The organism is Streptomyces drozdowiczii (assembly GCF_026167665.1).
Taxonomy (GTDB): Bacteria; Actinomycetota; Actinomycetes; order Streptomycetales; family Streptomycetaceae; genus Streptomyces; species Streptomyces drozdowiczii_A.
Window position 1 is genome coordinate 4,976,521 of the sequence record NZ_CP098740.1, and the last position, 18,004, is coordinate 4,994,524.

Genomic DNA, 18,004 nt, shown 5'->3' on the forward strand with positions numbered 1-18,004 from the left:
TTCCGGCGGGTCGGGGGATTACCGGCCGGAACCCGGGTCACCCGGCGTGCGGGCTACGTCCCCTACAAGGGTCGTGCCCCGAATACCGGGGAGCATGCACGGCGGTCCGCGACGGGTTCCCCCGCCGCCCCGCTCAGCCCCGCAGCGCCGCCGCCCCGGCGGCCAGCCGCTCCACGCGCGCCCAGTCCCGGGCCGCGACCGCGTCCGCCGGGACCATCCAGCTCCCGCCCACGCAGCCGACATTGGGCAGCGCCAGGTACGCGGGCGCGGAGGCGGCCGAGATGCCGCCCGTCGGGCAGAACCGGGCCTGGGGGAGCGGCGCGGAGAGGGCCTTCAGATAGGCCGTGCCGCCCGCCGCCTCGGCCGGGAAGAACTTCATCTCGGTGACCCCGCGCTCCAGCAGCGCGACCACCTCGGAGGTGGTCGAGACGCCCGGCAGGAACGGCAGCCCCGACCCCTTCATCGCGTCCAGCAGCGCGTCCGTCCAGCCGGGGCTGACCAGGAAGCGGGCCCCCGCCGCCACCGTGTCCGCCACGTTCCGCGCCGAGATCACCGTGCCCGCGCCGACGACCGCGTCCGGGACCTCCGCCGCGATGGCCCGGATCGCGTCCAGGGCGGCGGCGGTGCGCAGGGTCACCTCGATCGCCGGAAGCCCGCCCGCGACCAGGGCGCGGGCGAGCGGCACCGCGTCGGCCGCGTCCTCCAGGACGACGACGGGCACGACGGGGGCGAGGTCCAGCACGGAGGAGGTCATGCGCCCATCCTGCCCGGTGTGCGGCGCAGTACGCAACGAGCGTTGCGCAGGGTGCAACGTACGGTCAGTGGATCTCCGTCACGACCACATCGAGCTGCCACGGCCGCCCCGCCCGCGCGGGCGCCTCGGCCTCGACGGCGTACCCCAGGTCCCGCAGGGCGGTGACCAGCTCGGCGGGGCCGGCCGGACGGGCGCCCGCGAGCAGCAGGTCGCGCACCATCCGGCCCTTGGTCGCCTTGTTGAAGTGGCTGACCACGGACCGCTTCTCCACCCCGTCCACGAGCTGCGCGTGCAGCACCCGCACGCTCGCCGTGCGCTCCGCGACCCCGCCCTTCGGCTTCCACGCCGCCGTGTACGCGGACGAGCGCAGGTCCAGCACCAGCCCGCCGCCCGCCGCCTCCGGCATCACCTCCGCCATCGGCGTACGCCAGAACGCCCCGAGAGCGCCGAGGCCCGGCAGCTTCACGCCCATCGAGCAGCGGTACGGCGGAATCCGGTCGCCCACCCGCACCGCGCCCCACAGCCCGGAGAACACCAGCAGCGACTTCCCGGCGAGGCGTCGGGCGGCGGTGTCGAGCGAGTCCAGGCCGAGCGCGTCGTACAGGACACCCGTGTACAGCTCCCCGGCCGGACGCGTGCCCGCCGTCCGCAGCTCCGCGTTCTTCGCGATCTCGCCCCGCAGTCCCTCGCTGAGCCCCAGCACCTCCCGCGCCTTCTCCTCGTCGGCCACGCACAGCTCCACGAGCGCGTCCAGCACCTCGGCCCGCGCCCCGGCCAGACCGGGCAGCGACAGGGACTCGGGCTTCAGCGGTGCCCCGCGCCCCGAGGCGGCCTTTCCTTCGGAGGGCGGCAACAGCACGAGCACGGCGGATCTCCTTCATACGTACGGAAAGGGGCGCCGGCGCGGTGTGTGCGGACCGCCCGGATGCCCCCGGCCAGCGTACGGGGGCCGAGCGGCACGCCGTACGGGCGCACAGCCCTCCCGGAATGCCGCGCACCGCGCCCCGCCCTACGCTCGGGACCATGCCCCGCCGCCATCTGCACATGACCGGCGCAGCCGAGACCCCGTTGCGGGCGGCCCTGCGCGGCCTGCGCACCGAGCTGTCGCTCCCCGACGACTTCCCGCCCGATGTCCTCGCCGAGGCGGCGGACGCCGCGCGCGGCCCGGAACTCGGCGGCCACGCCGACGCGACGGACCTCCCGCTGTTCACCATCGACCCGCCCACCTCCACGGACCTCGACCAGGCGATGCACCTGGAACGCCGCGCCCACGGCTACCGCGTGCACTACGCCATCGCGGACGTGGCCGCGTTCGTGCGCCCCGGCGGCGCGCTCGACGCCGAGGCGCACCGCCGGGTGACCACGCTCTACTTCCCGGACGGCCGGGTGCCGCTCCACCCGGAGGTCCTGTCCGAGGACGCCGCCAGCCTGCTGCCCGGCCGGGTCCGCCCCGCGGTCCTGTGGGAGATCGACCTCGACCCGGAGGGCGCGGCGGTCGCGACCCGGGTGCGCAGGGCCCTCGTACGCAGCCGCGCCAAGCTCGACTACGCGGGCGTGCAGCGGCGGATCGACGCGGGCACCGCCGAGGAACCGCTCGCCCTGCTCCGGGACATCGGCACGCTGCGCGAGGAGCAGGAGGTGGCCCGGGGCGGGATCTCGCTCAACGTGCCCGAGCAGGAGATCACCGAGCACCACGGCACGTACGGCCTCGCCTACCGCGCCCCGCTCCCCGCCGACGGCTGGAACGCCCAGATCTCCCTGCTCACCGGCACGGCGGCGGCCCACCTCATGGCGGAGAGCGGCACCGGCATCCTGCGTACGCTGCCGGTCGCCCCGGACGGCGCGGTGGCCCGGCTCCGCCGCAGCGCCGAAGCCCTGCACATCGACTGGCCGCACCATGTCCCGTACGCCCGGCTGGTCCGCTCGCTCGACCCGGGCCGCACCGACCACGCGGCGTTCCTCCAGGACTGCACGACGCTGCTGCGCGGCGCGGGCTACACGGTCTTCGACGGCGGCGACCTGCCGGTCCCCGCCGTGCACGCGGCGGTGGCGGACCTGTACACCCACTGCACGGCACCGCTGCGCCGCCTCGTGGACCGTTACGCCTCCGAGCTGTGCGTCGCGGCCTGCGAGGACCGGGACCCGCCCGAATGGGTCCTGGCCGCCCTGCCCGCGCTGCCCAAGGAGATGGCGGAGGGCACGCGGCGCGGCAACACGGTGGAGCGGGAGTCCGTGGACCTGGTCGAGGCGGCGCTGCTCAAGGACAAGGTGGGCGAGGTCTTCGACGGCTACGTGGTGGACGTGAAGGAGAACGAACCGGCCACCGGCACCGTCCACATCGACGCCCCGGCGGTCGTCGCCCGCGTCGAGGGCACCGCGCCCCTTCCCCTGGGCGAGCGCCTGCGCGTCCGCCTCGCCCAGGCCGCCCCGGGCACGGCGAAGCCCCTGTTCGTCCCGGCCTGACGGCGTCTCGTACGATCGCGAGTTCGGCCCCCGCGCCCCGCGCCCGTACGACGGAAGGACCGGCGTGACCGACCGCGCCCGCCAGCACCAGATCCTGGCCGCCGCCCGCATGCTCCTGGAGCAGGAGGGCCCGGAGGCGCTGACCATGCGCCGGCTCGCGGGCCTGCTCGGCATCACGGCCCCGTCCCTCTACAAGCACTTCCCGGACAAGTCCTCGGTGGTGGACGCGCTGGCCGACGCGATGCTGACGGAGACCGCCGAGGCCCTGGAGGCGGCGGAGACGGCCGCCCCGGGCTCCTTCCCCGCCCTGGCCACGGCCTACCGCGCCCACGCCCTGGCCCACCCCCACCTCTACCGCCTCACCACGTCCCGCCCCCATCCCCAGGACGTGGAGGACCGCGCCACGGCCCCCTCTTCCGCGCCCTGGCCCCGGACACCCACCTGGCCCGCGCGGCCTGGGCCTTCGCCCACGGCATGGTCATGATGGAACTCAACGGCCGCTTCCCGACCCCGGAGTCCGTCACCACGGCCTGGACGGCGGGCATCACCGCGCTGGCGTCGAGCCGCCTCTGACCGCGCGGGGCCCTCCTGTGCCACGATCGGGGGAAACACTCCCATCTCACGGACGGCTGGTTCCGCGATGGCCCACTCTGGCGAGCGACCGAGGAAGGGGCGTGACATGTCTGCCATGCCGCACGAATCGCTCTCGCAGGCGGACGTCCTGCTTGAGGGCTTCCTGGCGCTGGATACGCCGGAGGGCTTCCGGGCGGAGCTGATCGAGGGGGAGATCGTCGTGACACCGCCGCCGGACGGGGATCATGAGGACTACATCGGGCTCATCCTGGAGCAGGTGATGGCTCATTCCCGCACGAGGATGCAGTTCGCAGGGAACAAGGGCCTGAAACTGAGCAGCGGCGGACGCTGCCCGAAGAACCATGCCATTCCCGACGGCACGTTTGCCCCGAAGGCCCTGCGGCTGTACCGGGGCGCGGCCTCATGGATGCCGTGCGAGGGGGTGGCTCTGGTCGTGGAAGTCACATCGTCCAAGCCGGCCGCCGACCGCGAGGCCAAGCGGCACTGTTACGCGAGGGGCCCGATCCCGCTGTACCTGCTGGTCGACCGGGAGGACTCGTCGGTGACGCTGTTCAGCGACCCGGAGGGCGACGACTACCGCCAGCACTGCACGGTTCCGTTCGGCAAGGCGGTCCGCCTTCCGGAGCCGTTCTCGTTCGACCTGGAGACGGCGGAGTTCATCTGACTCGGCCAGGTAGCATGGGCCCCACGGCAGACGAGCCGGGCGGACGGTCGCGTGGGGGTTTTCGGATCCTCCCGAGGAACGTCCGGGCTCCACAGGGCAGGGTGATGGCTAACGGCCACCCGGGGTGACCCGCGGGACAGTGCCACAGAAAACAGACCGCCCGGGACCTCGGTCCCGGGTAAGGGTGAAACGGTGGTGTAAGAGACCACCAGCGCCTGGGGCGACCCAGGCGGCTAGGTAAACCCCACCCGGAGCAAGGTCAAGAGGGGCCGTCGGAAGACGGCCCTGCGCGAACGTTCGAGGGCTGCCCGCCCGAGTTCGCGGGTAGACCGCACGAGGCCGGCAGCAATGCCGGTCCTAGATGGATGGCCGTCTCCCCGGCCGCCGCGAGGCGACCGGGCGACAGAACCCGGCGTACAGCCCGACTCGTCTGCCGCCACTCGTTTCTCCGCCGCCGTGCGGTGGTCTCCGTACGGTCGAGGGCCCCGCCGGTGCGGACACCGGCGGGGCCCTCGGTGGGTCAGGGCGTTCAGCAGGCGCCCTGGTCCTTCCAGACGCCCCAGTCGCCGGTGCTGCCCGGGGTCTCGTTCTGGGTCCACCACTGGGCCTTGTACTTGCGGCCGTTGTAGGAGACCTCGTTGCCCGCGTTGTAGACCGTGCCGGCCACGTACGCCGGGACCGAGCCGCAGGCACCGGCGGGCGGGTCCGTGGGGTCGGTGGTGGGCGGGGTGGTCGGGTCCGTCGGGTCGGTGGTCGGCGGGGTCGTGGGACCCGTGGTGGTGCCGCCGATCGCGGTGTTGATCTGGTTCAGCAGGGTGGCCTTGTCGTCCAGGCCGAGCAGGGAGTACATCATCGCGCCGGCCAGGCCGCGCTGCTTGGCGTAGTCGGCCCTGGCCTGGATGGACTTCTGGTCCAGGCCCGTGAAGAACTCGCCGTCCTTGTAGAAGTAGGACGCCTTGGCCTCGTCGTCCCAGTACGTCGTCGCCGGGTTGTCGACGATGCCGCCGAGCTCCTTGTAGTGCGCGATGCCGGCCTGCTGGCTGAGCGGGCGGGCGGAGGAGCCGCCGGTCGCGGACTGGGTCAGGCCGTGGGTGGTGCCCGCCGGGACGCCCTTCCAGCCGCGGTAGTAGAGCTCGTAGCCCAGGGTCAGCTTGTTCGCGGGGAAGCCGCCGGCGATGCCGTAGGCCGGCTTGCCGTCGAGCCAGGAGTCGACCGCGTTGTCGATCGAGTACTTCTCGGTGCCGGGCGCGACCGGGTCGGACGGGTCGTTGGAGCCCGAGTAGAGCGGGGACTGGTGGTACGTCGGCCCGTCGCCGTCCCAGGCGCCGTGCATGTCGTACGTCATCAGGTTCGCGTAGTCGAGGTACTGGCCGATCTTGTCGGTCTCGATGTTCGCGATCTTGTCCTGGCCGGCCCCGAAGGCGGCGGTCAGCAGGTACTTCTTGCCGCCGTTGGCAGCGCCGTACGCGTCGAGCTGCTTACGGAACTCGGCGAGCAGCAGCGTGAAGTTCCGCTTGTCCTCGGGGGCGTAGTGGTTGCCCAGGTGGCCGCCCGCGGAGGCGGGGTACTCCCAGTCGATGTCGATGCCGTCGAAGATGCCGGCCGCCGAACCGGCGCCGCCGAAGCCGCCCTCGACGGGCAGGTTGCCCTTGATGTACTGGTCGATGCAGGAGGAGACCAGCTTCTTGCGGCTCGCGTCCGTCTTCGCCGCGTCGCTGAAGTACTTGGAGTACGTCCAGCCGCCCAGCGAGATGTTGATCTTCAGGTGGGGGTACTTCGCCTTCAGCTCCTTGAACTGGTTGAAGACGCCCACGATCGGCTGGTCCCACTTGTCGGCCACGCCGTCGACGCTGTCCGCCGCGCTGAAGGACTTCTGGTAGTCGGCGTACGAGTCGCCCGCGCCGTCACCCGCGTTGGGGTTGTTGTCGTCGCCCGCCGCCTTGTTGGCCTCGAAGCACGTCAGGTCCGTCGGGTGGATGTTGCCGAAGGAGTAGTTGATGATGTCCAGCTTGCCGGCGATGCCCCGGGTGTCGAGCTGCTTCGGATAGAAGGCGTTGCCGTAGACGCTCCACTGGTCGTAGTACGCGATGCGCACGCCGCCGGAGGAAGCGGAAGCCGGTGCGTCGGCCGCCTGGGCCGAGCCGATGCCGACGGTCGCGGCGAGGCCGCCGGTGGCGAGGGCCGTGCTCAGGAGCGCGGCGATCAGAGTTCTACGGGGGTGCACGGGCGGCCTCCAGCGGGGGAGCGGGTGGTGCTGTGGATGGGCTGGAGCAGTGATAACCGGCCCGTGACCTGCGCGTCAACGATTCCAACGAGATTAGGACTAGACCAATTTGACGGCTCGTGGGGCGCGCCGAGCCCGTGTCGTCGCCGGGTGGCCGCCGGATGCCGTCGGTGACCAGCGGCTTAAGGATCACTTAAAAACGGCGGCACGAGTGGTTCAGTGACGAACCACTCGATGCCGAAAAGTGGAAGCGACGTCAACGCCGGCGGGCCCGGCGGCGAAGGCGGCGACCCCGCCGGGCCGGCTCCGTCACCTCAGAAGCTCACCGGCTCACGGATCAGCGGGCACGTCATGCAGTGCCCGCCGCCCCGGCCCCGGCCGAGCTCCGCGCCCACGATCTCCAGCACCTCGATGCCCGCCCGCCGCAGCAACGCGTTGGTCTGGGTGTTCCGGTCGTACGTGAAGACGACGCCCGGCTCCACCGCGACCGCGTTGTTCCCGCTGTCCCACTGCTGGCGCTCGGAGGCGTACACATCGCCGCCCGTCTCGATCACCCGCAGCCCCGGCAGCCCGAGCGCCCCGGCCACCACATCGGTGAACGGCCGGGACCCCTCGTCCACGATGTCCACGGGCACGGGGCCGCCCCCGCCCGGGCGCAGCGAGAAGCTGTGGACGGCGTCCACGATGCGCGGGTAGAGCGTCACGACGTCCCGGTCCGCGAAGGTGAACACGGTGTCCAGGTGCATCGCCGCCCGCAGCTTCGGCATGCCGGCGACGACGACGTGTTCCGCGGCGCCCTGCTCGAAGAGGGCGGCGGCCACCTGCGTGATGGCCTGGCGCGAGGTGCGCTCGCTCATGCCCATGAGGACGACGCCGTTGCCGACGGGCATGATGTCGCCGCCCTCGAACGTGGCCTGGCCCCAGTCCTTCTCCGGGTCGCCCCACCACACCGTGGCGTCCGCGAAGTCCGGGTGGAAGCGGTAGACGGCCTTCATCAGCAGGGTCTCGTCGTGCCGGGCGGGCCAGTACAGCGGGTTGAGCGTCACTCCGCCGTACAGCCAGCAGGTGGTGTCGCGGGTGTACAGCGTGTTGGGCAGCGGCGGCATCACGTACTCGCGCACCCCGGCCGACTCGCGGGCCAGGGCGACGTACGGCGGGCGGTAGTCGTCGGGGAGGTCCGTGGTGGCGAGACCGCCGATCAGGAACTCGGCGAGCGTGCGCGGGTCCAGGGTCTCCAGGAAGGCGCGGGTGGAGTCGATCAGCCCGAGGCCCGCCTCGTTGGCCGTGATCTTGCGGTCGAGCAGCCAGTCCCGCGCGCCCGGCACGGCCATCGTCTGCGCCAGGAGGTCGTGGAGCTCGACGACCTCGACCCCGCGCGCGGTGAGCGCGGCCACGAAGCCGGCGTGGTCCCGCTGGGCGTTCTCCACCCACATCACGTCGTCGAAGAGCAGGTCGGCGGCGTTGGTCGGGGTGAGCCTGCGGTGTGCCAGGCCCGGCGCGCACACCAGGACCTTGCGGAGCCGGCCGACCTCGGAGTGGACTCCGAGCGGGGTGCGGGAAGTGCTGTCACCGGTCATGTGCGGTCCTTCGCATACGGGTCGGGGTGCGGTACGGCTCAGAGGCTGATCCAGCCGGCCGCCAGGGCGATCACGCCCATGACCGCACCGGCCACCGATACGGCGCAGATCAGCAGCTCGCGGGGGGAGAAGGGGCGCCGGCCCTGCTCGCGGCGGGCCATGACGAACAGGATCGTGGCGGGGGCGTAGACGATGAAGGAGAGCAGGACGAACCGGAGCCCGGCCGCGTACAGCAGGAACGCCGTGTAGACGGTGGCGAGCACGGCGACGACGAGGTCGCGCCCGGTCGTCCGCCCCTGGGCGAGCGGATCCGGGGTGAGCGAGATCTTCAGCGCGAACGCGGCGGCCAGCAGGAACGGGATGAGGGTCAGCGCGCTCGTCATGTCCAGCGCGAAGTTGAACGCGTCGTCCGAGAGCAGCGTGACGACCAGCACCACCTGGACCAGCACGGTCGTCATGACCAGGGCCGGGACCGGCACGTCGTCGGCGGTGGCGCGGCGCAGGAAGCGCGGCATGTCGTGGTCCTGCGCGGCCACGTACAGCACCTCGGCGGCCATCAGCGTCCAGGCGAGATAGGCGCCGAGGACCGAGACGATCAGGCCGACGCTGACGAAGGCCGTGCCCCAGGTGCCGACGGCGTGCTCCAGGACGCCCGCCATCGAGGGCTGGCGCAGCTCGGCGATCTCGCGCATCGGCATGATGCCGTACGAGACGATGGTGACCGAGGCGAAGACGGCGAAGACGCTGAGGAAGCCGAGGACCGTGGCGCGGCCCACGTCCTTGCGGCGCTTGGCGTGCCGGGAGTAGACGCTCGCGCCCTCGACGCCGAGGAAGACGAAGACGGTGGCCAGCATCGTGCCGCGGACCTGGTCGAACAGCGAGCCCGCGTAGTCGGCGCCGCCCCAGTTGTCGGCGAACACGCCGGTGTCCAGGTAGAAGAGCGCGAGGACGACGAAGACCAGGATCGGGACGACCTTGGCGACGGTGACGATGCGGTTGATCGCCGCGGCCTCCTTGACGCCCCGGCGGATCAGCAGGAAGAAGCCCCAGAGGCCGATCGAGGACAGCACCGCGGCGAGCACGGTGTCCCCGTCCCCGAGCGCCGGCCAGATCGTGCCGATGGTCGACATGATCAGCACCCAGTACGTCACATTGCCGACGCAGGCGCTCGCCCAGTAGCCGAACGCCGAGAAGAACCCGAGGTATTCGCCGAACCCGGCCTTCGCGTACGCGTACACCCCGGCGTCCAGGTCCGGGCGGCGCACCGCGAGGAACTGGAAGGCGAAGGCCAGCATCAGCATGCCCGTGCCCGCGATGGTCCAGGCGATCAGCGCCCCCGCGACACCGGTCTCCGCCGCGAAGCGGCGGGGCAGCGAGAACACCCCCGCGCCGACCATGGAGCCGACGACCAGCGCGGACAGCGTCATCAGCGAGAGCTTCGCCGTGTGCGGCTGCTCCTCGGTGACTGCGGACATGGTCTGGGCCCTTCCTGGTGCGGGGGCTGCGGTCGCAGGGGCGGGCGGGGCCGGGGAGGGCGCCCCCATGGGGGTGAAATGTACCTTTCGTTGCGGTGTTGAGCCCCGCTGCCGGGCCGGTGTCCCCGGACCGGGGCGCGGCTTGACCCTCCCCTTACGTCAGGCTTGATGATCGGTCGCGAGGAAAGGGCAGGTGGATGAGTTATTCCGTGGGGCAGGTGGCGGCCTTCGCCGGAGTGACGGTGCGCACGCTGCACCACTACGACAGGTCGGGGCTGCTGTCGCCCAGCGGGCGCAGCCGGGCCGGCTACCGGCTGTACGACGAGGCGGACCTGGTCCGGCTTCAGCAGATCCTCTTCTACCGCGAACTGGGCTTCCCGCTGGACGGGATCGCCGAGATCTTCGAGGACCCGCAGGCCAACGCCCTGGACCAGCTGCGGGCCCGGCAGGAGCAGCTGGAGGCGGAGATCGCCAGACTGCGGCGGCTCTCCGAGGTGGCCCAGCGGGCGATCGAGGTGCAGCGGACCGGGGTCCCGCTGACTCCGCAGGAGCGCTTCGAGGTGTTCGGCGAGATCACCGCCGATCTGAGTTACGCCACCGAGGCGGCGCTCAAGTGGGCGGACTCACCGGGGCAGCGGGAGTCGATGGCCCGGGCCGCCGCGCACACCAAGGAGGACTGGCGGCGGCTCATGGGCGAGGCCACGGCCTGGCGCGCCGAGCTGCTGGCCGCCTTCGACGACGGCGAGCCGAGCGACGGCGAACGGGCCATGGACCTCGCCGAGGAGCACCGGCTGCACGTCTCCCGCTGGTTCACCGCCTGCCCGCCCGACATGCACCGGCGCATCGCGGACGACTTCGCCGCCGATCCGCGCGCCTTCGCCCTGGTCGTCCCGCCGACCCGGCAGCGCCCCGGCCTGGCCGCCTACCTGTGCAAGGCCGTCCACGCCAACGCGGCCCGGCGGGTGGACGGCGGCGACGACCGACGAGCCGGACCGGCCGACGAGCCGGAGCGGCCGACGAGCCCGAGGAGAACCGATGAGAATACTGATCGCCGCCGCCGGATCGCGCGGTGACATCGCGCCCTACACGGGCCTGGGCGCCGCACTCCGCGCGGCCGGCCACGAGGTCGCCCTCGCCACGACCGACACCTTCGAGCCCCTGGTCCGCGCCGCCGGGCTGGACTTCCGCGCCCTCCCGGGCAACCCGGCGAAGGGCGGCGGCGGGAGCGGGGACAAGCGGGAGCTGATGCGGGCCGCCTCCGCGTTCATCACGGACCTGGGCCAGGGGTTCGCCGACGCGACGGCCGACGGCACGGATCTGCTGCTGCTCTCGACCACGACCGCCCCGCTGGGCTGGCACCTCTCCGAGGCCACGGGCACCCCGAGCATCGGCGTCTACCTCCAGCCCACCGCGCCGACCGGCGACTTCCCGCCCGTCGTCACGGGCACCCGCTCGCTGGGCCGCCCCGGCAACCGCCTGGCCGGCCGCCTCGCCCTCCGGATGACCGACCGCCTGTACGCCCCGGCGGTGACCGCGCTCCGCGAACGGCTCGGGCTGGCCCCGGCCAAGCCCTCCGACACGCGCCGCCGCCGGGAGCGCGCCGACTGGCCGGTCCTGCACGGATTCAGCTCCGCGCTGGTGCCCCGGCCCGCCGACTGGCGCCCCGGCCTCCAGGTGGTCGGCACCTGGTGGCCGCACCACGACCCGGACGGGCCACTGCCCCCGAGGCTCGCGGACTTCCTGGGGGCCGGAGCCCCGCCCGTCCTCATCGGCTTCGGCAGCATGGCGGCCGGCGAGGGGGAACGGCTCAGCGAACTCGCCGTGCGGGCCCTGCGCCGGGCCAGGCTGCGCGGCATCCTCCAGTCCGGCAGCGCCGGGCTCGCCGCCGAGGGCGACGACGTGCTCACCATCGGGGACGTACCGCACGCCCCGCTCTTCCCGCACCTCGCCGCCGTGGTCCACCACGCCGGGGCCGGCACCTCGGCCGCCGCGCTGCGGGCCGGGGTCCCCGCGGTGACCGTGCCCGTGACCGCCGACCAGCCGTTCTGGGCCGGCCGCCTGGCCGCCATCGGCGCCGCCGACGAACCGATCCCCTTCCGCACCCTCACCGCCGACCGCCTCGCCGACGCCCTCGACCGCGTCGTCCGGCAGCGGGCCCACCGGGAGGCGGCCGCGAAGGGCGCGGAGCGGATGGCCGCGGAGGACGGGGCGGCGGAGACGGTGGAGGCGGTGCGGCGGCTCAGCGGTGCGTCAGTACGTTGACCACGCGGCCGTTCGGGTCGCGGACGAAGAAGCGGCGCACGCCCCACTCCTCGTCGTGCGGGCCGTACACGATCTCGGCCCCTTCACGGACGAGCGCGGCGTGCACCGCGTCGACGTCGGCCACCTCCACGCTGAGGTCCGGATCGACCGGACCGGTCTCGTCCTTGGTCATGAAGCTGATCTGGGCGGCCGGCTGGGTGGGCGAGGCGAGGGTCATGATCCAGCCATGGTTCATGACCTCCTCGAAGCCGAGCAGGCCGTAAAAGGCGCTGCTGTCCCGCAGGGCGGACGCGTCCGCCCCGGCTCCTACCGGGATGTTGGGGACAACACGGTGCACGGACATGAGCCACTCCTGTCACATGGATGACGTTCGGTCGCCCGCCCCACATTAGGACGCGGCTCCAGAGGGACTCGAGAGGCGGATGGGAGGGTGGCCGGAAACTGTCGGGCGCCGGGGCAAACTGGCCAGGTCACAGCCGGCCCGGGGCCATCCCGGCCCATCGAACCGCAGCCTTCCGGGGGTGCCCCATGGTCCATTTCCCCTCCCGCGCCACCGGGGTGGAGCTCCGGCGGATGGCCCACCGCCCGGACGTGCGGGACCTCTTCGCGACCGGTGTGGCCCGGCTGAGCGACACCCGGTTCCGCGTGCCCGCGCACTGGCCGCGCGCCCACCGCTTCTTCGGCCCCGTCGCCGGTCACCAGGACCCGCTGCTGATCGCGGAAACGATGCGGCAGGCGGCCATACTGGTCTGCCACGCCGAGCTGGGGGTGCCGCTCGGCGACGCGTTCGTGATGTGGGAGCTGCGCTACACCACCGCCGCCGGACACCTCGTGCTCGGCGGCGGGCCCTGGGACGTCATGGTGGAGGTGAACTGCTCCGACATCCGCCGCCGGGGCAGCGGTCTCGGCTCGATGCGCGTCGGCTTCGTGCTGCGCCGGGACGGGGCGGTGCTCGCCGTCTGCGGCTCGCGGATCAGCTGCACCTCGGCCGCCGCCTACCGCCGCCTGCGCGGCCACCGGCCCACCGCCGCCGCGCCCCCGCCCCCGGCGCTCGCGCCGCGCACCGTCGGCCGGACCGCCGAGCGGGACGTCGTCCTCGCGCCCCCCGCCGCCCCCGGGCGCTGGCAGCTGAGGCTCGACACCGGGCACCCGACGCTGTTCGGCCGCCCCAACGACCACGTCCCCGGCATTCTGCTCCTGGAGGCGGCCCGGCAGGCGGCCAACGCCACCGTGCCCGGCTTCCTCCCGGTCACCCTGCGCTCCGACTTCCTCCGGTACGTGGAGCTGGACCGGCCCTGCTGGATCGAGGCGGCGACCGCACCGGCCGGGGTGCTGGTGCGGGCGGTGCAGGACGGGGAGACGGTCTTCACCTGCGCGCTCGGCGGGCCGGACTGAGCGGGGGTCAGGCGGGGTCCGGCAGCCGGGTGCCCGTCCCGCTCACCCGCACCCGCGCGTCACCCGCCCCCAGCGTCACGGTGAGCGTGCCGGGGCGGCCCATGTCCTCGCCCTGGTGCAGGGTCAGCACGGCGGCCTCCGGCACGAGGGCCAGCTCCCGCAGATACGCCCCGAACGCGGCCGCCGCCGCACCCGTCGCCGGGTCCTCCACGACGCCGCCGACCGGGAACGGGTCGCGGACGTGGAACACCGCGTCGGAGGCCCGCCACACCAGCTGAACGGTCGTCAGGTCCAGCCGGTGCATCAGCGCTTCCAGGCGCGCGAAGTCGTAGTCCAGCGCGGCCAGCCGCTCCCGGGTGGCCGCGGCCAGCACGAGGTGGCGGGCGCCGGCGTACGCGATCCGGGGCGGCAGGGCCGGATCGAGGTCGGCGGCCGGCCAGTCCAGCGCCGCCAGCGCCTCCGCGAGGTCGCCCGCGGCCACGTCCTCGACGCGCGGTTCCACGCTGGTCAGCGTCGCCCGCAGCTCGTCGCCCTCGCGGACCACGGTGACCGGCACCGTACCGGCGGGCGTCGCGAACTCCACCTCGCCCGGCCCGTCCCGCTCGGCGAGCGCGAGGGCGGCGGCGACCGTCGCGTGCCCGCAGAACGGCACCTCGGCCTTCGGGCTGAAGTAGCGGACCACGTAACCGCGCGCACCGGGCTCCGACGCCTCGGTGCGCCCGGTCAGGAACGCGGTCTCGCTGTAGCCGAGGTCCGCCGCGACGGCCAGCATGGCCGCCTCGTCGAGACCGGAGGCGTCGAGCACCACCCCGGCGGGGTTGCCGCCCTCGGGGTCGGCGGAGAACGCGGTGTAACGCAGGATGCCCGTCGCGGGGAGATCACTCATGTGCGCCTCAACCGCGCGCCCGGCGACGGCATTCCCGGTGCGCGGGTCAGCCCCGGCCCACGTACGGCATCGCCGTCGCCATCACCGTCGCGAACTGGACATTCGCCTCCAGGGGCAGCTCCGCCATGTGCAGCACCGTGCGGGCCACGTCGTCGGCCGCCATCACCGGCTCCACGGCCAGTTCGCCGTTGGCCTGGAGGGTGCCCGTCCGCATCCGTTCCGTCATGTCCGTCGCGGCGTTGCCGATGTCGATCTGGCCGCAGGCGATGCGGTACGGACGCCCGTCCAGCGACAGCGACTTCGTCAGGCCGGTGATCGCGTGCTTTGTCGCGGTGTACGCCACCGAGTGCGGGCGCGGCGTGTGCGCGGAGATGGAACCGTTGTTGATGATCCGTCCGCCCCGCGGGTCCTGCTCCTTCATCTGCCGGTACGCCGCCTGCGCGCACAGGAACGCCCCCGTCAGGTTGACGTCGACCACCCCGCGCCAGTCCTCGTACGCCAGCTCCTCGACGGGCCCGCCGGGGCCGAACGTCCCCGCGTTGTTGAAGAGCAGGTCGAGGCGGCCGGCCCACTCCCGTACGGACGAGAACAGCGCGTCCACGTCCTCCGGGCGGGTCACGTCGGCCGGGACGGTGATCATCCGGGCCTCGGGGCCCGCCTGCGCGGCGGTCTCCGCGAGCGGTTCGGGACGGCGGCCCGCGAGCGCCACCGACCAGCCCGCCCCGGCCAGCGCGAGCGCCACCGCGCGGCCGATGCCGGAGCCGGCGCCCGTGACCACAGCCACCCTCGACGGGGAGTCCTCCACGGAATTCAACAGACTGTTGCTCATGCTGCCGCAGCGTACGCGCAGCCCCGGCGGGGTGATTCAGGGCGGGGCCCCGGCGATTCCCGCGCCCGTACCGAGCCGGACGATGATCATGGATTTGGCCGCGAACGCGGAGTTTGCCCCTGGGGGCACCATCCTGCCGCACTCCTCATCCGGGCGACGCCCGCGCGACGCGAACACGTCAGCCTCCGGATGCGCCGGGCCGCTGGACTTCCCCCACACCACCAGTCAGGGGAGGGACAGATGACGCACTCATCGCCACAGCAGGAGCTGCGCGACGCGGCCCGGCACACGGACCGCCGCCGCTTCCTCACCGTCACCGGAGCCGCCGCCGCGCTCGCCTTCTCGGTCGGCCTGCCCGCCGCCGGGACCGCGAGCGCCCGCGAGATGCGGGCCCGGGAGATCGGCGAGGACCCGTTCACGCTCGGCGTCGCGTCCGGCGACCCGCTGCCCGGCTCCGTGCTGCTCTGGACCCGGCTCGCCCCCCGCCCGTTCGAACCCGGCAGCGGCCTCCCGGACGCCCGCGTCGAGGTCGGCTGGGAGGTGGCGTACGACGAGCGGTTCCACCGCGTCGTGCGGCGCGGCACCACGTACGCCCACCCGGAGTTCCACCACAGCGTCCACGTCGAGGTGCAGGGCCTCGCCCCGGACCGGGTGTTCTACTACCGCTTCCGCGCCGGACAGTGGACGAGCCCGGCCGGCCGCACCCGTACGGCACCGGCGCCCGGCGCCCGCAAGCGGGAGCTGGCCCTGGCCGCCGTCTCCTGCCAGGCGTACCACGACGGCTACTTCACCGCGTACCAGCACCTCGCCCGGGAGGACGTGGACGTCGTCTTCCACCTCGGCGACTACCTCTACGAGTACGCCGTCACCGCGACCGGCGGCGCCCGCAACTACACCGACCGCACGCTGCCCGCGCTGTTCAACCGGGAGACCGAGACGCTGGAGGACTACCGGCTGCGGTACGCCCTCTACAAGTCCGACCCGGACCTGCGCGCCGCCCACGCCGCGCACCCCTTCGTCGTCACCTGGGACGACCACGAGACCGAGAACAACTACGCGGGCGACATCCCCGAGAACAGCGTGCCGCCCGAGGAGTTCCTGATCCGCCGGGCCGCCGCCTACCGCGCGTACTGGGAGAACCAGCCGCTGCGCGCGCCCCAGCGCCCGACCGGCCCCGACATGCGGCTCTACCGCCGCCTGAGCTTCGGCCGGCTCGCCCAGTTCGACGTACTCGACACCCGGCAGTACCGCAGCGACCAGGCGTACGGCGACGGCTGGCAGACCCCCGGACCGGAGTCCGAGGACCCGAAGCGCACCCTGACCGGCGCCACCCAGGAGCGCTGGCTCATCGACGGCTGGCGCCACTCGCACGCCACCTGGAACGTCGTGCCCCAGCAGGTCACCTTCGCCCAGCGGCGCGACGTGCCCACCGACGCGTTCAAGCTGTCGATGGACTCCTGGGACGGCTACCCGGCCTCCCGCGACCGCATCCTCCAGGGCGCCGAGCGCGTCGGCGTGGACAACCTCATGGTCCTCACCGGCGATGTGCACGTCAGCTACGGCTTCGACATCAAGCGGGACTTCGACGACCCGGCGTCGCGCACGATCGGCACCGAGATCGTCACCACGTCCATCACCAGCGGGAAGGACGGCTCCGAGAAGCCGTCCAACTACAACAACCTGATGGCGGCCAACCCGCACCTGAAGTTCTACAACGGCCGCCGCGGCTACGCCGTCGTCACCCTCCAGGAGCGGGCGGCCCGCGCCGACTTCCGTACGGTCTCGGCCGTCACCACGCCGGGCGCCCCCGTCACCACCGCCGGCTCCTACGTCACCGAGGCCGGCCGCCCGGGCCTGAAGCCCGCCTAGACCGCGTCCACGGGATAGCGGACGCCGATGCGGTCACGGACCGCGTCGAGCGTCCGCATCACCGCGAGCGAACCCTCCAGCGGGACGAGCGGGGACTCCGTCTCGCCCGCCAGGACCGCCCGCATCACCTCGGCCGCCTCGTACTGCATCCCCGAGAGCCCCGCGGACCCGGGCCCGAGGTGACCTCCTCGGGCTCGGCGCCCGCCCGGTGCAGCACGAAGCCCTCCGGGTGGAAGAAGCTGTGCGGGATGTCGATGCGCCCGGCCGTCCCGATCACCGTCGCGGCCGTCGGGTGGTGCCCGACGATCGAGCAGGACAGCAGCGCCGTGGCGCCCGAGTCCCAGCCCAGCAGCATCCCGGTGTTCAGGTCCACGCCCTCCGGCGACAGCAGGGCGTCCGCCTGCACCCGGTCCGGCTCGCCCAGCAGCAGCTGCGCGAACGACACCGGATAGACGCCCAGGTCCAGCAGCGCCCCGCCGCCCAGCCGGGGATCGCGCAGCCGGTGGTCCGGGGCCAGGTCCGCCGCGAAGCCGAAGTCGGCCTGCACGGTCCGGATCTCCCCGATCGCCCCGTCCCGCACCAGCTCGGTGAGGCGCCGGACCACCGGGTTGCAGTAGGTCCACATCGCTTCCATCAGGAAGACCCCGCGGTCCCGGGCCAGCTTCACCAGCTCCCGCGCCTCGCGCTCGTTCAGCGTGAACGCCTTCTCGCACAGCACGTGCTTCCCGGCCTCCAGCGCGAGCGCGGCGGCCTCCCGGTGCGCGGAGTGCGGCGTGGCCACGTACACCACGTCGACCTCGTCGTCCGCGACCAGACCGGCCCAGTCGCCGTACGCCCTCGGTATCCCGAACCGCTCCGCGAACGCCCGCGCCGAGGCGTTCGAGCGGGACGCCACGGCCACCACCTCCGCACCGGGCAAGGCCAGCAGATCGGCGGTGAACGTCGCCGCGATCCCGCCGGTCGCCAGCACGCCCCAACGGACAGTCCTGCTCATGCACGCTCCCAAAAAGGT

14 protein-coding genes, 1 other RNA gene and 2 pseudogenes are annotated in these 18,004 nt (G+C 73.1%); 8 read left to right on the plus strand and 9 right to left on the minus strand.

Annotated elements, in window-relative coordinates; genetic code table 11:
- Positions 1–133: 133 nt before the first annotated feature.
- Both eda and yaaA read right to left on the minus strand, forming a co-directional pair.
- Positions 134–754 (minus strand): bifunctional 4-hydroxy-2-oxoglutarate aldolase/2-dehydro-3-deoxy-phosphogluconate aldolase, encoded by a 621-nt coding sequence (gene eda / locus NEH16_RS22650; protein WP_265544619.1) that lies wholly within the window; start codon positions 752–754, stop codon positions 134–136.
- 64 nt (positions 755–818) lie between these two features.
- On the minus strand, positions 819–1,619 hold the full coding sequence (gene yaaA / locus NEH16_RS22655) for a peroxide stress protein YaaA (RefSeq protein WP_265544620.1): 801 nt from the start codon (positions 1,617–1,619) through the stop codon (positions 819–821).
- A gap of 179 nt (positions 1,620–1,798) precedes the next feature.
- Between yaaA and NEH16_RS22660 the strand changes: the two genes are divergently transcribed.
- The 4 genes and pseudogenes from NEH16_RS22660 (at position 1,799) to rnpB (ending at position 4,908) form a co-directional block, all read left to right on the plus strand.
- A complete protein-coding gene (locus tag NEH16_RS22660; protein ID WP_265547327.1) occupies positions 1,799–3,217 on the plus strand; it encodes an RNB domain-containing ribonuclease in 1,419 nt (472 codons plus the stop codon).
- 64 nt (positions 3,218–3,281) lie between these two features.
- Positions 3,282–3,790, plus strand: a pseudogene (locus NEH16_RS22665) (TetR/AcrR family transcriptional regulator).
- A gap of 115 nt (positions 3,791–3,905) precedes the next feature.
- Positions 3,906–4,475: a Uma2 family endonuclease gene (locus NEH16_RS22670; RefSeq protein ID WP_265547329.1), complete on the plus strand. Its 570-nt coding sequence runs from the start codon at positions 3,906–3,908 to the stop codon at positions 4,473–4,475.
- 31 nt (positions 4,476–4,506) lie between these two features.
- Positions 4,507–4,908, plus strand: an RNA gene (gene rnpB, locus NEH16_RS22675) — RNase P RNA component class A.
- Positions 4,909–5,004: 96 nt separating this feature from the next.
- Here rnpB and NEH16_RS22680 read toward each other — a convergent pair.
- The 3 genes from NEH16_RS22680 to NEH16_RS22690 form a co-directional block, all read right to left on the minus strand.
- Complete coding sequence (locus NEH16_RS22680) at positions 5,005–6,699, minus strand: glycosyl hydrolase family 18 protein (protein ID WP_265544621.1); 1,695 nt, start codon at positions 6,697–6,699, stop codon at positions 5,005–5,007.
- A 314-nt stretch (positions 6,700–7,013) separates the two neighbouring features.
- On the minus strand, positions 7,014–8,276 hold the full coding sequence (locus NEH16_RS22685) for an arginine deiminase (RefSeq protein WP_073965410.1): 1,263 nt from the start codon (positions 8,274–8,276) through the stop codon (positions 7,014–7,016).
- A 38-nt stretch (positions 8,277–8,314) separates the two neighbouring features.
- Positions 8,315–9,751 (minus strand): basic amino acid/polyamine antiporter, encoded by a 1,437-nt coding sequence (locus NEH16_RS22690; protein ID WP_265544622.1) that lies wholly within the window; start codon positions 9,749–9,751, stop codon positions 8,315–8,317.
- Between the two features lie 197 nt (positions 9,752–9,948).
- On the opposite strand from NEH16_RS22690, the gene NEH16_RS22695 reads away from it, so the two are divergent.
- Positions 9,949–10,824: a MerR family transcriptional regulator gene (locus NEH16_RS22695; RefSeq protein ID WP_242442020.1), complete on the plus strand. Its 876-nt coding sequence runs from the start codon at positions 9,949–9,951 to the stop codon at positions 10,822–10,824.
- Positions 10,787–12,013: a glycosyltransferase gene (locus NEH16_RS22700; RefSeq protein WP_265544623.1), complete on the plus strand. Its 1,227-nt coding sequence runs from the start codon at positions 10,787–10,789 to the stop codon at positions 12,011–12,013. Before NEH16_RS22695 ends, NEH16_RS22700 begins: the two co-directional genes overlap by 38 nt.
- Here the strand turns inward: NEH16_RS22700 and NEH16_RS22705 are convergent.
- Complete coding sequence (locus NEH16_RS22705; protein ID WP_073965413.1) at positions 11,991–12,356, minus strand: VOC family protein; 366 nt, start codon at positions 12,354–12,356, stop codon at positions 11,991–11,993. The two genes, NEH16_RS22700 and NEH16_RS22705, sit on opposite strands and share 23 nt — an antisense overlap.
- Before the next feature lie 185 nt (positions 12,357–12,541).
- On the opposite strand from NEH16_RS22705, the gene NEH16_RS22710 reads away from it, so the two are divergent.
- Positions 12,542–13,408 carry a ScbA/BarX family gamma-butyrolactone biosynthesis protein gene (locus NEH16_RS22710; protein WP_265544624.1) on the plus strand — a complete coding sequence of 289 codons (867 nt, stop codon included), beginning with the start codon at positions 12,542–12,544 and terminating at the stop codon, positions 13,406–13,408.
- A gap of 7 nt (positions 13,409–13,415) precedes the next feature.
- Here the strand turns inward: NEH16_RS22710 and NEH16_RS22715 are convergent, their stop codons facing one another.
- Both NEH16_RS22715 and NEH16_RS22720 read right to left on the minus strand, forming a co-directional pair.
- Positions 13,416–14,294 carry a PhzF family phenazine biosynthesis protein gene (locus NEH16_RS22715; RefSeq protein WP_073965414.1) on the minus strand — a complete coding sequence of 293 codons (879 nt, stop codon included), beginning with the start codon at positions 14,292–14,294 and terminating at the stop codon, positions 13,416–13,418.
- A 46-nt stretch (positions 14,295–14,340) separates the two neighbouring features.
- The gene (locus NEH16_RS22720; protein ID WP_265544625.1) at positions 14,341–15,123 is read right to left on the minus strand and encodes an SDR family oxidoreductase; all 783 of its coding nucleotides are present in this window, start codon (positions 15,121–15,123) and stop codon (positions 14,341–14,343) included.
- Positions 15,124–15,363: 240 nt separating this feature from the next.
- Between NEH16_RS22720 and NEH16_RS22725 the strand changes: the two genes are divergently transcribed.
- On the plus strand, positions 15,364–16,992 hold the full coding sequence (locus NEH16_RS22725) for an alkaline phosphatase D family protein (RefSeq protein ID WP_265544626.1): 1,629 nt from the start codon (positions 15,364–15,366) through the stop codon (positions 16,990–16,992).
- Here NEH16_RS22725 and NEH16_RS22730 read toward each other — a convergent pair.
- Positions 16,989–17,986 (minus strand): annotated as a pseudogene (locus NEH16_RS22730) (Gfo/Idh/MocA family protein). The gene NEH16_RS22725 and the pseudogene NEH16_RS22730 overlap by 4 nt on opposite strands.
- Between the last annotated feature and the right edge of the window lie 18 nt (positions 17,987–18,004).

Excerpts from the sequence above, each read along its gene's own strand:
- NEH16_RS22725 (WP_265544626.1), top strand. The coding sequence starts at position 15,364 with ATGACGCACTCATCGCCACAGCAGGAGCTGCGCGACGCGGCCCGGCAC.
- NEH16_RS22660 (WP_265547327.1), top strand. The coding sequence starts at position 1,799 with ATGACCGGCGCAGCCGAGACCCCGTTGCGGGCGGCCCTGCGCGGCCTG.
- NEH16_RS22715 (WP_073965414.1), bottom strand. The coding sequence starts at position 14,294 with ATGAGTGATCTCCCCGCGACGGGCATCCTGCGTTACACCGCGTTCTCC.
- NEH16_RS22690 (WP_265544622.1), bottom strand. The coding sequence starts at position 9,751 with ATGTCCGCAGTCACCGAGGAGCAGCCGCACACGGCGAAGCTCTCGCTG.
- NEH16_RS22705 (WP_073965413.1), bottom strand. The coding sequence starts at position 12,356 with ATGTCCGTGCACCGTGTTGTCCCCAACATCCCGGTAGGAGCCGGGGCG.
- NEH16_RS22685 (WP_073965410.1), bottom strand. The coding sequence starts at position 8,276 with ATGACCGGTGACAGCACTTCCCGCACCCCGCTCGGAGTCCACTCCGAG.
- NEH16_RS22695 (WP_242442020.1), top strand. The coding sequence starts at position 9,949 with ATGAGTTATTCCGTGGGGCAGGTGGCGGCCTTCGCCGGAGTGACGGTG.
- eda (WP_265544619.1), bottom strand. The coding sequence starts at position 754 with ATGACCTCCTCCGTGCTGGACCTCGCCCCCGTCGTGCCCGTCGTCGTC.
- NEH16_RS22720 (WP_265544625.1), bottom strand. The coding sequence starts at position 15,123 with ATGAGCAACAGTCTGTTGAATTCCGTGGAGGACTCCCCGTCGAGGGTG.
- NEH16_RS22700 (WP_265544623.1), top strand. The coding sequence starts at position 10,787 with ATGAGAATACTGATCGCCGCCGCCGGATCGCGCGGTGACATCGCGCCC.
- NEH16_RS22670 (WP_265547329.1), top strand. The coding sequence starts at position 3,906 with ATGCCGCACGAATCGCTCTCGCAGGCGGACGTCCTGCTTGAGGGCTTC.
- NEH16_RS22710 (WP_265544624.1), top strand. The coding sequence starts at position 12,542 with ATGGTCCATTTCCCCTCCCGCGCCACCGGGGTGGAGCTCCGGCGGATG.